This window comes from Novosphingobium sp., assembly GCF_024642085.1.
In the GTDB taxonomy this organism is placed as follows: domain Bacteria; phylum Pseudomonadota; class Alphaproteobacteria; order Sphingomonadales; family Sphingomonadaceae; genus Novosphingobium.
In genome coordinates, this window is sequence record NZ_JAHEBV010000029.1 from 12,272 (window position 1) to 25,299 (window position 13,028).

The following is a 13,028-nucleotide window of genomic DNA, read 5'->3' on the forward strand; positions in this document are numbered from 1 at the left end:
GTCAGAACCGCGCCGGGGCCCTGAAGCACCACTTCGGTCGAATAGCGATCCTGCCCTTGTTGGTCCTGCCATTTGCGAGTGCGCAGCTGGCCTTCGATATAGACCTTTGATCCCTTGCGCAGGAAGCGTTCCGCTACGCCCGCAAGGCCTTCGGAGAAGATCGCGACCGAATGCCATTCGGTGCGTTCCTGCTTTTCCCCGGTGTTGCGGTCTTTCCAGCTTTCGGAAGTGGCAATGCGCAGGTTGCAGACCTTGCCGCCGTTTTGAAACGACTTCACTTCCGGATCGGCACCCAGATTGCCGATCAGGATGACCTTGTTGACGCTGCCTGCCATTTAAATCCTCGCTTCATTTCTACAATCCGAGAGCGACGGCGCTCCAGTAAGTGATTCCCGCAAAGATGTAGGCCAGGGCGAACAGATACAGCAACATGAAGCCGGGCCATTTCCACCCGTTTGTTTCGCGGCGAGTCACGGCGATTGTGCTCATGCATTGGGGCGCAAAGACAAACCACGCCAGAAAGGCGAGCGCGGTTGGCAAGGTCCAACTGGCTTTCAGCCGGTCGCCCAGTTGACGAGCCTGTGCGTTCTCGTCGGTGGCGGCCACTGCGTAAGAGGTGGCGAGCGAACTGACCGCCACTTCGCGCGCGGCCATGGCCGGAATCAACGACAGCGCGATATCGCGGTTAAAACCGATCGGTTCGACCACCACTGCCAGGCCGTTGGCGATCTTGCCAGCGATCGAGGCGTCGACCTGATTTTGCCCGTCACCAGCGCGGGGGAAATTGAGAAGGATCCACAGCACAACGGTGACAGTGAAAATAATTGTGCCGGCGCGGCGCAGGAATATCCATGCCCGCTGCCACAGGCCGATCGCCAGATCCTTGATCCGGGGCATCTGGTACTTGGGCAACTCCATGATGAAGCCGCTGGCCGCACCCTTGGTGATCGAGCGGCGAAGCACTAGCGCCACGACCATCGCCGAAATCACGCCGAAGACATAGAGGGCCAGCAGCACCAGCCCTTGCAAACCAACGGGGCCCAGTACCGACCGGTTGGGGATGAAAGCGGCGATGATCACTGCATAGACGGGAAGCCGGGCCGAGCACGTCATCAGCGGCGCAACCAGGATTGTTGTCAGGCGGTCCTTGGGGTCGGTGATGCTCCGCGTCGCCATGATGCCGGGAATCGCGCAGGCAAAGCTGGACAGTAGCGGAATAAAACTGCGCCCGGACAAGCCAACCCCTGCCATCAGCCGGTCCATCAGGAACGCAGCGCGAGCCATATAGCCGGATGCCTCCATCGCCAGGATGAAAAAGAACAGGATTACAATCTGCGGCAGGAACACCACCACCGATCCAACGCCCGACATAATACCGTCGGTGATGAGGTCGCGTAGCAGATTGTCGGGTAACACAATGCGAGTCTGGGCGATCAGCCAAGCCACGCCCGCTTCCAGCGCATCCGCGAAGGGCGTTGCCCAGGTAAACACAGCCTGGAATACCACGAACAGCAACGCGACCAGAATCAACGGCCCCGCCCAAGGGTGCAGCAAAAGCCGGTCAAGCCGCGCATGGATGCGGTGGCGGCGACTTTCCGATATGATCGCACCTTCGGCAATGGCGTGGGCAGTAACCCGCCGTTCGACCAGCTGAACCGGCGGATGCGGCGCGCCGCGCGGCTTGGCCTGGGCTTCGGCAATAGCCTGCGTCAATTCAGCCAGCCCGCGCCGCCGCACCGCGACAGTCGGGATCACTGGTACGCCCAGCGCCTCTTGCAGCGCGTCAGATGAAATGACCAACCCGTCACGCTCGGCCAGATCGACCATGTTGAGAGCGACCACTGTCGGCCTTCCCAACGCAATCACTTCCTGGGCAAAGACCAAATGCTGTTCAAGGTTTGAGGCATCCAGAACGACGATAAGCACACCAGGTGCAGCCTCTCCTGAAAACTCACCGAGAATGACCTTACGCGTCACCTCTTCATCAGGACTTGTTGCGGTCAGTCCGTAGGAACCAGGCAGATCTGTCAGTTCAATCGGCGCGCCGCTGGGCAAGTTCAGCCGCCCGGATTTGCGCTCAACCGTGACTCCGGGATAGTTGGCAATCTTCTGCCGCGCACCGGTCAGCGCATTGAACAGCGCGCTTTTGCCCGCATTGGGATTGCCGACCAGTGCCGCGCTGCCCTGCCCCTCCATCAAATCGGCTCCACTGTCATGGCCCGGGCATGGGCGCGGCGCAGCGCCACGGTCATCCGTCCGATCATCAGCGCGATTGGGTCACGACCGGCGAAGATCCCGCGATGGGAAATCTCCACGCTTGCCCCCGCGTCGATTCCCAAGGCTTGGAGCCGCTGCGCTTCTTCCGGAACAAGCCCATCCCAATCAACGGCTGTAATACGCGCGCGCTGGCCGACGGGTAGAAGGTCGAGAGTCATCACTAAGCCGCTGCCATATGCTTGCTGTTATTGCAAGTCATTCGCAATAGAAATATGATCAGCGCGACGGATAGCGTAAACGGCCAAGCATGCGGGTCGGGCTGAACATTTCCTCGCGCGGACGCAGCAGGCGTGCCTTCACCTTTTCAAAGCGCATTACATCCTCGATCCGCCGATCAAGAAAGGCCTTGGTGTCTGCGTGACCTTGGCTCTCATCACTGGCGAATACCGACAGAGTCGCAGCGTAGATCGATCCAAGCGTCAGGCGCTTGGTATAGTGATTGTAATCGGTCGCCGTATCCCCAGCGAGCCGCCACATTGCATCGGCGCTGGCCCAACCAAGCTTGAGCGCGCGCCCGGCATTCTGCGGCATGGCCATGATCGCCAGTGCGCGGCGAAGTGCTTCCTTGTGTGGTTCGGCAGAATCGAGGCGAAATTGCACAAGCGTACGAATCCGTTCCCGGATTTTCATCTGCGCCAGAGTTTCAGGCGGCAAGACGCGAGCCATGTCAGCGTCGATTGCGGCAACCCAGGCTGCGATCATCGCCATTGCGCCATCCTTGAAGGCAAATGCGGCGCCATCCGGATCCATACCTTGCGCTGCTGCTGCACTGCGCACGGCGGCTTCTGTCCAGCCGTCCCAGACGGCAGCTTCGGCCAGCGCCGGAGCCAGTGCCCGGCGCATGTCGTCAAGTGAGGCAAACTGTGGGGTCATGGCACTGTTCAGAAGCTGGGGCCGTAAGCAGGCTTGGCTGCCGCCGACTTGGACTTTCGCGTAGCATCAAGTTCTGTGTAGATAGTCCCCGTCTTGCCATCGATGGCGGCATAATCAATTGCGCTCCGGCCCGAATTGTCGGACCGGGCCGGGTTTGCCCCCGCTTTCAACAAGATCCGCACCAAGGCAATGTTGCGGTTATGGACCGCCGTAATCAGCGGCGTTTCCCCCGCGTTGTTGGTTTCATCAACCTTGGCGCCGTGGCTGACGAGCAGGTCAACTCCTTCAACGAAGCTGAAATTGCTTGCCACCACCAGCGGAGTTTGCCCCTTCACGTCGCGGGCGTTGACGTTAGCGCCCTTGCCGATGAGATACTGCATCCAGGTAAGGTCGCGGCGCTGGGTAACAATGTGCAAGGCCGTTTCGCCCGTGGTCACGTCGCGGGTGTTAATCAGGTTGGGATTGCCCTTGTCCAGCGCGTCGGTGACCTGCTGACCTTCCTTCTTCTTCACTGATTCGAGAAACTTGTAGGCATCCGAAAACTGTGCGGCTGCCGGCAGCGACCAGGTAAGGGCTGCACAAAAGACCGGAAAAGCGGCAATACGGGCCAAGCGGCGGTACGACACAGAGCAGAATCCTCGTAAATGGCAACTCGTTGACAACTGGGCATAGCCCAGCAAGCGCTTCTTGCGCGTCCCGATTTAGCAGAGCATTAACCGGCGCGCCATGACCAAGCCCTGGACATTTGTAATCCTTCCCGCCTTGGCCGTCTTGGGTGCCTGCGGCCCTTCGCAGCCGGCAGTTCAAGAACTGCAGGGAACCGACATCACGGGCACTCCGATTGGCGGAACATTCACCCTTGTCGATGCGAACAGCAAGACAGTGCGCTGGTCAGATTTTGCGGGGCGCTGGCGGATCGTCTATTTCGGTTACACTTTTTGCCCCGATGCGTGCCCGATGGATGTGGGCGTGCTGATGCAGGGCTTCAACCGCTTTGCCAAAGAGCATCCTGACCGCGCTGCTAAGGTCCAGCCGATTTTCATTTCCATCGATCCGGCGCGGGACACTCCGGCCAAGGTGGGCGAATTCGCGGCCGCCTTTTCGCCTCGCCTGCTCGGCCTCACAGGAACCCAGGATCAAGTTGACGAAGCAATAAGGAACTTCAAGGCGCTTGCGCTAAAGGGCAAGGTCCTGCCGGGCGGCTACCTTATGGACCACAGCCGCGCGGCCTATCTGTTCGATCCGCAGGGCCAGCCGATCGAAACGCTGCCGATCGACAAAAATGCCGAGTCAGTAGCCGCTGATCTTGCTATCGCGGTAAAGTGAATGACCTTCGCCCCGATTTCTGGACCCTGCCCCTCGACCGGCTGAACCGGACCGAGTGGGAAGCGCTGTGCGATGGTTGCGGCAATTGCTGCCTGCACAAGGCCGAAGATGAAGATACCGGCGTAATCTACCCCACCAACGTCGCGTGCAAACTACTCGACATTCCGACCGCGCGATGCAGCGACTATCCCAACCGCAAGCGCCACGTCCCTGATTGCCTCAAACTCAACCCCAAGCTGGCGCTGTCGATCGACTGGTTGCCCGATACCTGTGCCTATCGCTTGCGCGCCGATAATGCGCCGCTGCCCGAATGGCATTACCTGGTCTGCGGCGATCCTCAGGCGGTGCACGATGCCGGAATATCGGTGCGCGGCCGCGCGATCAGTGAAACGGTGGCCGGCCCGCTTGAACAGCACATCATACTGCCACCGGGCATGGAACTGGCCGATGATTGATTGGCTTCTGCGTCCCAGAGAGCAGGCTTTGGCAGTCGATATCGGCGGCAGGCTGGTCCCGCTGGTGCTGCGCCGTAACGCGCAGGCCCGCCGCATGACCATGCGTCTCGCGCCCGACGGCAGAGAAATCCGCGTAACTCTGCCGCAGTGGGGTCGCAGCGCCGAGGGGCTGGCATTTGCGCGTAGCAAGGCCGCGTGGCTGGCGGCGCAGATCGATGCCCTGCCGCCAGACATGGTGCCGGGCCATGGCAAAATAGTTCTTTATCGGGGGGAAGAGCTGACCATCAGTCACAACCCTACCGCGCCGCGCCGCGTGACTGTTGCAGAGGGCGCATTGCATGTGGGCGGCCCGGCCGAATCGCTGCCCAGCCGGCTGACCCGCTGGCTTCAGGGGGAAGCGCGCCGCTTGCTGGTCGCCGATCTGGACCACTACTGTCTCAAAGCGGGCAAGCCGGTACCCGGTCTGATGCTGAGCAGCGCGCAGCGACGCTGGGGCAGCTGTGCCCGCGACGGCACCATCAGGATCAACTGGCGGCTGGTCATGGCGCCCGATTTCGTGCGCCGTTCAGTGGTCGCGCACGAGGTTGCGCATCTGATCTATTTTGATCACAGTACGTCTTTTCATACCCTGCTGGGCAACTTGTTTGAAGGCGATCTGCGCGCCGCAAACCGCTGGCTGAAGCGTGATGGACGCAGCCTTTACTTGCCGCTTGGCTAAGCTGTGACAACAGATGGCTGGCGGAAACCGGCGACGCAGCCTATGTCTGCGCTATGAACTTCTTGCGTAATGTTAATCCGGTGGGCGCGATCGCCGATTTCCGCATGGTTTTTAAAGAGGCTGGATCGAACCGCTGGCGCTTTGCAGCTCTCGCCCTGTTGTGCACAGTTGGCGTTTTTTCGATCATGAAGGGTGAGAGCTGGAAAAAAGCCCGCCCGCTGCCGGAAATAACCTACATCACATCTTGGCCGGAACACCGTACTGACGCGGAGACCAAACAATTCATTGCCGAAAACCAGCGCCGCAAGGACGCGCAGGAAGAGCGGCTGCGCGAATACGACAAGGTTGGCCAGGATATGTGGATGTCGCTCGGTCGCGCCACGGGCGTCAACGTCGACAAGATCAAGGCCGAAGCCGATGCGGACAAGGCAAAGGCAGTTGCAGAGGCCAAGTCCAAGGCCGAGGCAATGATACAGCCGGATGGCAGGGTCCCGATTGGCCGTTGACGCTGCAGACAATCGCTGGCTCGATGCGGCAGCAGCGCTGGCAGCTCACGGCGTTCCCATGTCACGACCAAACCCATCGGTAGGAGCACTTTTTGTCCGCGATGGGATCGTCCTTGCCCGCGGCTTTACGCGTCAAGGCGGCCGGCCTCACGCCGAAGCCTGTGCTTTGGATTTGCTGGGTGGCAATGCGGACGGCGCGACACTCTACGTCTCGCTTGAACCGTGCGCCCATCAGAGCGGCCGCGGTCCGGCCTGCGCCGACCTGCTTGCCCAAAGCGGGCTGCGCCGGGTCGTGGTGGGCTGCTCCGATCCCGATCCAAGAACAGCAGGGCGCGGAATCGAACGGCTGCTTCGCGCCGGGATCGCGGTGGATGTCGCCTCATCGCGCTCATGCCGCATCAGTCTGGCCGGTCATCTGACCCGAACCAGGTTTGACCGCCCGCATGTCACGCTGAAGCTCGCCCTGTCTGCTGACGGCCATCTGACTCCCGGGCCCGGCAAGGGACAGTGGCTGACCGGCGACATAGCCCGGGCGCATGTTCACGCTGTGCGCGCGAAAATGGACGCAATTGTCGTTGGCAGTGGAACGTTCCGCGCCGATGAGCCGCGTCTTGACGTACGTCTGCCCGGTCTTGAGGACCGCAGCCCCGAGCGCTGGCTGCTGACCCGTCAAGCTGTGCCAAATGGCTGGCGTGCGCTCCACGATCCGCATGCGATCGGCGCTATGAGTGATGCACATTACCTGATGGTCGAAGGCGGTGCGCAGACAGCGCGCGCATTCCTGACTACCGGTCTGGTTGACCGTCTGATGCTGTACCGCGCACCGCTGACCGTTGGCGGTGACGGACCCGCCCTTCCCGAGCTGACCGCACAAGCGCTGTCAGCTTCTGGTGAATGGCGGCTGGACGATACGCGCACGCTTGGCAACGACACCCTTGCCGTCTACGAGCACAGCCGATGTTTACTGGTATAGTTTCCGCGATCGGCACCGTGCGCGAAGTCCGGCAAAAGGGCGATCTGCGTGCGGTCATCGACTGTTCCTATGATCCCGCACGGATCGCCATCGGCGCTTCCATTGCCTGTTCTGGCGTGTGTCTGACCGTGGTTGAGCGCGGCGGCGCGCTGGGCGACGCCTGGTTTGCGGTCGATATATCGGGCGAAACCATTAGCCGGACCATGCCCGGCATGTGGGATCAAGGCGGCCGCCTCAACCTTGAGCAGGCATTGAAGCTGGGCGACGAACTGGGCGGCCATATCGTGACCGGCCACGTTGACGGTGTCGGCCAGGTTGTTGCCGCTACCCCTGTTGGCGATTCCATCCGGATAGACATTGCCGCGCCAGCTGATCTTGCCGCTTACATCGCTGCGAAGGGATCCATTACGGTCAACGGCGTTTCGCTGACGGTCAACGAAGTGAGCGATCAGGCCGACGGGACCTGTCAATTCGCGCTCAATATCATTCCGCATACAGCGGAGGTGACCACCCTTGGTGCGCTAAGGACTGGCGATGGCGTTAATCTGGAAATTGACGTTCTCGCCCGCTACCTGATGCGGATGCAAAGCCTCAAAGGTTGAGCGGCCCGTTCGCAAAGTCTTCGCGGGTAATTTCGTAAATCACGTGCCGCGCGGGTCCGGACGCGGTCTCCACCACACCGCCGTCCCGCTCGCTCAGCCGCCCGCCGATCTTGGTCATGGCTGCGCGCGAACGCAGGTTGTGTTCGCCCACCCTGAAATCGACGCGGCCCACGTATTTGAATGCATGCCTCAACATCAGCCGCTTCATCTCACGGTTGGTGCGCCCGTCCCAATGACTGCGCGCAAGAAATGTCCAGCCGATCTCCACCGACCCGCCGTGTGCAAGATTGTACCCTTGCATCCGCGACGATCCGATGACGGAGCCGGTGATCTTGTCAATCACTGCCAATGCTCCGCCCCGAGCCAAAGCATCTTCAAAATAGGCGCGGAAAACCTTTTCCTTCCAGCGATCGTGTGCCGGATGAAGTTCCCAGACCAAGGGATCGTTGGCGGCGGCAAATAGTGCGTCCCAGTCATCGGGCCGCAGCGGCCGCAGCAGCAGCCGTTCCCCCTCAAGGACCGGCTGACGATCCACCTGTCAGGCTTCTACCGAGGCCGTAACAGCGGTCAGATCGGCAATGAACTTGTCGATATTGCCCATGGTCAATCCGGCGATATTGATACGGCCCGAACCTGCCATGTAGATGCCGTGATCGCTGCGCAGCGCCAGGATCTGATCAGGTGACAACGGCAGGATAGAGAATAGCCCCGACTGTTGGCCTAGCGGAGCCAGATCGATAGCGCCGGCCTTGCCTGCCGCGGCCAGCCGTTCGCGAACCTGGTTCACGCGGGCACGCATTGTGTCCAGCTCGTCCAGCCACATGGCGGTCAAGTTCGTATCTTCCAGGATCAGCCGAACCGCTGCGCCGCCGTGATCAGGCGGCATCGACCATGCCGCACGTGCAAGAGCATGGCCATTTGACAAGACCCGGGTCAGCGCTTCGGCGTCCGGTGCCATGACATAGATCGCGCCGACCCGGTCGCGGTACATGCCAAAGTTCTTGTCGCACGAATAGGCGATCAGCGCTTCGGGCACTGCGGCCAGTACGCGGCGCACGCCATAGGCGTCTTCCTCCATCCCCTGGCCCAGGCCCTGATAGGCCAGGTCGAGGATAGGCAGCACCTGCTTTTCGGCCACCAACGGGGCTATCTGGTCCCACTGCGCGGACGTGTAATCGATCCCGGTAGGATTGTGGCAGCACCCGTGCAGCAGCACTGCATCACCCGGCTGGGTCAGGTTCAGCGCAGTGACCAGCGCGTCGATGTCGACCCGGCCCGCCTTCGTGGCGTGGTTGAAGGTTTTAAGTTCCACCCCAAGGTCACCGAAAATCTGCGCATGGTTGGGCCAGCTGGGCACGCCCATCCACACACGCTGCACACCGGCCTTCTTGGCCAGCGCCACCGCGAGGCGGACCGCGCCGGTGCCGCCGGGGGCCTGCATCCCCTCGATCCGTCCGTGCATGGTCGGATCGTCCTTGCCAAAGATGTAGGGCATCAGCGCATGAACAAAGCCCATATCGCCTTCGGGGCCCAGGTAAGCCTTGGAGATCTGCGTCTCCAGCAGCTTCTTTTCGGCCGCCTTGATCGCGCCGAATACCGGGGTATCGCCTTGCCCGGTACGATATACACCGACTCCCAGATCGATTTTGTCGCTGCGCGGATCGTCGTTGTGGAGCTTGATCAGCGCAAGCAGCGCATCGGCGGGCTGTTGGGGCAAGTTGCTTAGCATGATGGCGCGGCCCTTAGACCCGCCGCACCGGTCACGACAAGCGCAAATCTGGGATTATTGGAGCTTGGCTTAGGCGCTGCCACACACGCCAGGCCATCCAAACGCAGACCAGCGGTGTCAGGTTTACCCCTAACGGTAAGGACATCGCGCGGGCGAGTGCCGGCGCCAAGTAGAGCCCCAGCAGCTCCGCACGTTCGAAGCGGTGCAGCATCTCGTTCTGCATCTGCGCTATCAGCCAAAGGGTCGGCACGACCAGAAAGGGCAAGTCGTAATTAAACAGGTACGGCGTGGCGAGCGGAGTTAGCGCGAAGATCAACGCCAGCTTGCCCGCCAGATCGCTGCTTCGCCCACTGCTGCGCCATGTGATGGTAATCGCAGCAAGCGTCGCCCCGACTTGTGCAAGCAGCGCCGTCACGGGCATCCCCCACGCCCGGAACTGTGCATAAACGGTCGCCTGACGCAGGAAGAATACCGGGTCGTCCTCGGCCATAAGCACGCGGCTGACTTGCCAGCTTTTGCGGTAGGCAATCATCGTTTCGCTGCCCAGCAGTGCCCAGGCCATCGCAAGCCACAGAACCACCCCGGCGCCTGCGGCGAAAAATGCTTTCCACCGCCGATCAGCGGCCAATGCAAAGGGAAAAAGCACAGCCAGGTGCGGCTTGATCACCAGCGCGCCAAGACACAGTCCGGCCGCGATGGGCCGGCGGTCCAGCATCCGGGCGACCCCTGCCTGCAAGGCGCTGGTAATAAAGCCGGTCTGGGCGTGGGTCGCAGCGATCAATGCGCCGGGATAGGCGGCCAGCGGCACTGTAGAACGCGGCGTCAGGGCGCGCGTGACGCCAAGCCAAAGCAGGTATGTCGCCGCCACCCACACCGACCACGCGGCCGCAAAGTCCAGCCCCCCAAGCGGCCAAAGCGCCAGCAGGAAGGGCGGCGGATTGACAAAGGCAAAGACATCGCTGCGTCCGACCTGCGCCTGGATCGCGCCGGTTGACGCCAGATCGTAGGCAGCCGCCGGATTACCGCCCAGCACCAGTTTGCCCGCCGACCAAAAAGCAAGGAAATCGCTTCCGTCTGGCCCCAGTGCAGCGTTCAGGGCAAAGCCGGTCGCCGCAACCGAGACCAGCAGAAGCACGGCGGAATAGCCCGTTATCCGCTGCCGGTTGATCCAGCGCAGTTCCAGGAACCGTGCTGCCGTGCCTTGCCCCCAAGCCACGGCTTCAGGCCGTTTGCAGTATCAGAACGGCAACCACCGCTGCTTTTCGGAAAACTTCATGTAGCCCGCATTGACGCCGAGCCGCAGCCCCACGCCCATTCGCACCGGGATCAGTACTACGTCGTCGCGCCGCATGTAGCTGGCGTTAAAACCGCCGACCAGATAGGCCTGCCCCTCACCGGCTGGATAGCGTTTATAAAGGTCTTGGCTGTTGTAGAGGTTGTAGACCAGCACAAAGGTGTTGCCGGCGTTGGCCCCGGCATCGAACCCGATCGAAGGGCCGGTCCAATATACCGGACGCTTGCCCTCCACTTTGTGAAACAAGGTTCCAGACCCGTAACGCACACCGATCCCGATCGCCGCGCCGCCTTCGCGTCCGACGATATAGGCATTGGGTTCGCCCTGTTTCTTGAGCACGCCCTTGATAAGGTCGGCCAAGCCTTTGGCACCCTTGCCGAACACACCTTCAGCCGCGCCGATCAGATCGTCTTCCTTATAGGTTTCGCCCTTGGCCGAAGCGGCGGTCGGATCCACGGAAGCCTGGCTGGCCTGGGTTGCCGGGTCCGCTACAGCTTCGCCGGCCGCAACTGGCGCGGTATCAATGGTTGGCGCCGCTGCCGGCGCGGCACTACTCCCTGCCGGTTTCGACAGGTCCCCGTCGATGGCCTTATCCGGATCGACCGGCTGGACTTGCGCCATCACCGGTGATGCGGCCAAGGCAGCGGCCCCCAGCATGGCAGTCAATGCCTGGCGCACGGTAGCGGCAAAAAGGCGTGTCATGGTTAAATCCCCATCCATTTGGTCTGGACGCTCGCCGCGCTAAGGCGCGCAGACGAACCCCCTCGATTGTCATCAGAATCCATGGCTGGCGCTGCGACAATGAACCGGCGATGAGCCGAGTCTGATTTACGCCCAAACGAGTCCACCGCGCGCCAACCCGTAGCCAAACTTTCCGCAAGCCTCCCCCTTGCCGCCCTTGGCGCCCCTCGCTATAGGCCGCCTTCGCCGCTGCAATCCGGAGACGTGGGTGAGTGGCTGAAACCAACGGTTTGCTAAACCGTCGTACTGGTAAATCCGGTACCGAGGGTTCGAATCCCTCCGTCTCCGCCACCTTTCGTTGATTTAATTGAGGTTTTTCCTTAGTTGGACGCTGGTTCCCATAACCGCTCCCCGATAAACATCGCGCTGTTCATTTCCGACCAGTCAGCTCTAAAGTGCGCCAAGATTTGGCGAACGGAGGCACAGATGTCGCTTTTGAAGCGGTTGTTCGGCTGGAAGCCGGAAAGGAATACGGCCAAGCGAACAGGCTTTTTTTGGCAGGTCCGCGACTTACCGGCATTATCGGCTGGACGTGGCTTCAATCAAAATGTTGTCGGGGAGTCGTTCCACAAGTCGGCTTTGCGACGGATCACAGGTGGGTCAACCCACTACGGCGTCACAGTCGATAAAACAGCCGAGCTTTCGATTGGCAGCTTTGAGGGAAATGCAGCCCTTTTCGTCAGCATTGACGGGGAACGTGTCGGCTCAATCTCGCGTCAGGAAAACGCAGATTTGATAACCGAGCTAAGCGCAATAACTTCGGCCGGGCGGGCGACCGCTAAGGCCAATATCAGCGCGGGATACGAAGGCGCGGACTACTCAGTTCGCCTCAGCCTTTCACGTCCATTAAAGGTTCGCGACGTCTAAATATCATCGCTCAATCGGCGTATACTCCAACAATTCTCAACAGGTGCGGGCAATCGTCCGCAATGCCATTCGGGCAGCCGTGCCGGTGCCAGCCGTGGAAGCTGGAAACGACTACACACCGTACGCGACCATGTCGCAGCAATGGAAAATAAACCATTGGATTACCCTGAATAAGTTCCTTCTATGAAGGAGCAAGATCGATGTCAACGAATGGCCATGTGGTAACGCCCAAAGCGGCCCAAATCTCGGATTCGAATCGGATCCGATGCCCGCGAAAGTCGAAGAGCGAAAAGGTCAGGCTCGACGGCAACATCGCCCGGCGCAAGATCAAGGGGAAGGAATTCTTCTGGTGGGACACCGAGCTTCCCGGCTTTGGCCTTAGGGTATTTGCGGCCGGCTCAAAAAGCTGGTTCGTCCAGTTTCGCCAGCGCGGCAAACAGAAGCGGATCACGCTTGGCCGCCCACCGGAGACGCGCGCGGAGGAGGCGCGTGCCCAGGCACGCGCGCAGCTCGCCAAGGTTGCGCTTGATGGGCTCCCGACGGCGCCGAAGCCCAAGCGTGAGCGTCGTGACGCGGTGCTATTCCGCGATTTCGCTCCGCGCTTCTGGGATGATTATTCGCGCCACTGGAAGCTATCGACCCGCAACGGTAACCGCGCACGCATCTT

At 61.0% G+C, this 13,028-nt stretch carries 17 protein-coding genes and 1 tRNA gene; 9 read left to right on the forward strand and 9 right to left on the reverse strand.

Features of this window, described 5'->3' with window-relative positions:
- The 5 genes from ssb to Q0L62_RS10980 form a co-directional block, all read right to left on the reverse strand.
- Positions 1 to 335 (reverse strand): single-stranded DNA-binding protein (gene ssb / locus Q0L62_RS10960; RefSeq protein ID WP_296679719.1); only part of this gene is annotated, 335 nt, incomplete at its 3' end.
- Between the two features lie 19 nt (positions 336 to 354).
- Positions 355 to 2,196 (reverse strand): ferrous iron transporter B, encoded by a 1,842-nt coding sequence (locus Q0L62_RS10965; protein WP_296679720.1) that lies wholly within the window; start codon positions 2,194 to 2,196, stop codon positions 355 to 357.
- The gene (locus Q0L62_RS10970) at positions 2,196 to 2,435 is read right to left on the reverse strand and encodes a FeoA family protein (protein ID WP_296679721.1); all 240 of its coding nucleotides are present in this window, start codon (positions 2,433 to 2,435) and stop codon (positions 2,196 to 2,198) included. The genes Q0L62_RS10965 and Q0L62_RS10970 overlap by 1 nt, the downstream gene beginning before the upstream one ends.
- 58 nt (positions 2,436 to 2,493) lie before the next feature.
- Complete coding sequence (locus tag Q0L62_RS10975; RefSeq protein WP_296679722.1) at positions 2,494 to 3,150, reverse strand: COQ9 family protein; 657 nt, start codon at positions 3,148 to 3,150, stop codon at positions 2,494 to 2,496.
- 8 nt (positions 3,151 to 3,158) lie between these two features.
- On the reverse strand, positions 3,159 to 3,776 hold the full coding sequence (locus Q0L62_RS10980; protein WP_296679723.1) for an ankyrin repeat domain-containing protein: 618 nt from the start codon (positions 3,774 to 3,776) through the stop codon (positions 3,159 to 3,161).
- Positions 3,777 to 3,876: 100 nt separating this feature from the next.
- Between Q0L62_RS10980 and Q0L62_RS10985 the strand changes: the two genes are divergently transcribed.
- The 6 genes from Q0L62_RS10985 to Q0L62_RS11010 are packed head-to-tail and all read left to right on the forward strand — an operon-like array spanning position 3,877 to position 7,730.
- The gene (locus tag Q0L62_RS10985; RefSeq protein ID WP_296679724.1) at positions 3,877 to 4,476 is read left to right on the forward strand and encodes an SCO family protein; all 600 of its coding nucleotides are present in this window, start codon (positions 3,877 to 3,879) and stop codon (positions 4,474 to 4,476) included.
- Positions 4,473 to 4,931 carry a YcgN family cysteine cluster protein gene (locus tag Q0L62_RS10990; RefSeq protein WP_296679725.1) on the forward strand — a complete coding sequence of 153 codons (459 nt, stop codon included), beginning with the start codon at positions 4,473 to 4,475 and terminating at the stop codon, positions 4,929 to 4,931. The genes Q0L62_RS10985 and Q0L62_RS10990 overlap by 4 nt, the downstream gene beginning before the upstream one ends.
- Positions 4,924 to 5,649 carry a YgjP-like metallopeptidase domain-containing protein gene (locus Q0L62_RS10995; RefSeq protein ID WP_296679726.1) on the forward strand — a complete coding sequence of 242 codons (726 nt, stop codon included), beginning with the start codon at positions 4,924 to 4,926 and terminating at the stop codon, positions 5,647 to 5,649. Before Q0L62_RS10990 ends, Q0L62_RS10995 begins: the two co-directional genes overlap by 8 nt.
- Before the next feature lie 53 nt (positions 5,650 to 5,702).
- Positions 5,703 to 6,155 (forward strand): hypothetical protein, encoded by a 453-nt coding sequence (locus tag Q0L62_RS11000; protein WP_296679727.1) that lies wholly within the window; start codon positions 5,703 to 5,705, stop codon positions 6,153 to 6,155.
- Complete coding sequence (gene ribD / locus Q0L62_RS11005) at positions 6,130 to 7,128, forward strand: bifunctional diaminohydroxyphosphoribosylaminopyrimidine deaminase/5-amino-6-(5-phosphoribosylamino)uracil reductase RibD (RefSeq protein ID WP_296679728.1); 999 nt, start codon at positions 6,130 to 6,132, stop codon at positions 7,126 to 7,128. The genes Q0L62_RS11000 and ribD overlap by 26 nt, the downstream gene beginning before the upstream one ends.
- Positions 7,113 to 7,730 (forward strand): riboflavin synthase, encoded by a 618-nt coding sequence (locus Q0L62_RS11010; protein ID WP_296679729.1) that lies wholly within the window; start codon positions 7,113 to 7,115, stop codon positions 7,728 to 7,730. Before ribD ends, Q0L62_RS11010 begins: the two co-directional genes overlap by 16 nt.
- Here Q0L62_RS11010 and Q0L62_RS11015 read toward each other — a convergent pair.
- From Q0L62_RS11015 to Q0L62_RS11030, 4 genes are read right to left on the reverse strand one after another with little or no spacing between them, the layout of a single operon-like run.
- Entirely contained in the window at positions 7,720 to 8,265 is a 546-nt protein-coding gene (locus Q0L62_RS11015) for a GNAT family N-acetyltransferase (protein WP_296679730.1), read from the reverse strand. The two genes, Q0L62_RS11010 and Q0L62_RS11015, sit on opposite strands and share 11 nt — an antisense overlap.
- A gap of 3 nt (positions 8,266 to 8,268) precedes the next feature.
- Positions 8,269 to 9,459, reverse strand: a complete 1,191-nt coding sequence (locus tag Q0L62_RS11020; RefSeq protein WP_296679731.1) for an amino acid aminotransferase — start codon at positions 9,457 to 9,459, stop codon at positions 8,269 to 8,271.
- Between the two features lie 31 nt (positions 9,460 to 9,490).
- The gene (locus Q0L62_RS11025) at positions 9,491 to 10,675 is read right to left on the reverse strand and encodes a glycosyltransferase family 87 protein (protein ID WP_296679732.1); all 1,185 of its coding nucleotides are present in this window, start codon (positions 10,673 to 10,675) and stop codon (positions 9,491 to 9,493) included.
- 21 nt (positions 10,676 to 10,696) lie between these two features.
- Positions 10,697 to 11,410, reverse strand: coding sequence for a DUF1134 domain-containing protein (locus Q0L62_RS11030; RefSeq protein WP_296679735.1), 714 nt, complete (start codon positions 11,408 to 11,410; stop codon positions 10,697 to 10,699).
- A gap of 282 nt (positions 11,411 to 11,692) precedes the next feature.
- Between Q0L62_RS11030 and Q0L62_RS11035 the strand changes: the two genes are divergently transcribed.
- The 3 genes from Q0L62_RS11035 to Q0L62_RS11045 all read left to right on the forward strand — a co-directional run.
- A tRNA-Ser gene (locus Q0L62_RS11035) sits at positions 11,693 to 11,785 on the forward strand.
- Between the two features lie 135 nt (positions 11,786 to 11,920).
- Entirely contained in the window at positions 11,921 to 12,361 is a 441-nt protein-coding gene (locus Q0L62_RS11040) for a hypothetical protein (protein WP_296679733.1), read from the forward strand.
- Between the two features lie 218 nt (positions 12,362 to 12,579).
- The coding region (locus tag Q0L62_RS11045) for an Arm DNA-binding domain-containing protein (RefSeq protein ID WP_296679734.1) at positions 12,580 to 13,028 on the forward strand (449 nt) is incomplete at its 3' end.

Excerpts from the sequence above, each read along its gene's own strand:
- Q0L62_RS10975 (WP_296679722.1), bottom strand. The coding sequence starts at position 3,150 with ATGACCCCACAGTTTGCCTCACTTGACGACATGCGCCGGGCACTGGCT.
- Q0L62_RS11000 (WP_296679727.1), top strand. The coding sequence starts at position 5,703 with ATGAACTTCTTGCGTAATGTTAATCCGGTGGGCGCGATCGCCGATTTC.
- Q0L62_RS11020 (WP_296679731.1), bottom strand. The coding sequence starts at position 9,459 with ATGCTAAGCAACTTGCCCCAACAGCCCGCCGATGCGCTGCTTGCGCTG.
- Q0L62_RS10985 (WP_296679724.1), top strand. The coding sequence starts at position 3,877 with ATGACCAAGCCCTGGACATTTGTAATCCTTCCCGCCTTGGCCGTCTTG.
- Q0L62_RS11040 (WP_296679733.1), top strand. The coding sequence starts at position 11,921 with ATGTCGCTTTTGAAGCGGTTGTTCGGCTGGAAGCCGGAAAGGAATACG.
- Q0L62_RS10965 (WP_296679720.1), bottom strand. The coding sequence starts at position 2,196 with ATGGAGGGGCAGGGCAGCGCGGCACTGGTCGGCAATCCCAATGCGGGC.
- ribD (WP_296679728.1), top strand. The coding sequence starts at position 6,130 with ATGGCAGGGTCCCGATTGGCCGTTGACGCTGCAGACAATCGCTGGCTC.
- Q0L62_RS11030 (WP_296679735.1), bottom strand. The coding sequence starts at position 11,410 with ATGCTGGGGGCCGCTGCCTTGGCCGCATCACCGGTGATGGCGCAAGTC.
- Q0L62_RS10970 (WP_296679721.1), bottom strand. The coding sequence starts at position 2,435 with ATGACTCTCGACCTTCTACCCGTCGGCCAGCGCGCGCGTATTACAGCC.
- Q0L62_RS11010 (WP_296679729.1), top strand. The coding sequence starts at position 7,113 with ATGTTTACTGGTATAGTTTCCGCGATCGGCACCGTGCGCGAAGTCCGG.
- Q0L62_RS10995 (WP_296679726.1), top strand. The coding sequence starts at position 4,924 with ATGATTGATTGGCTTCTGCGTCCCAGAGAGCAGGCTTTGGCAGTCGAT.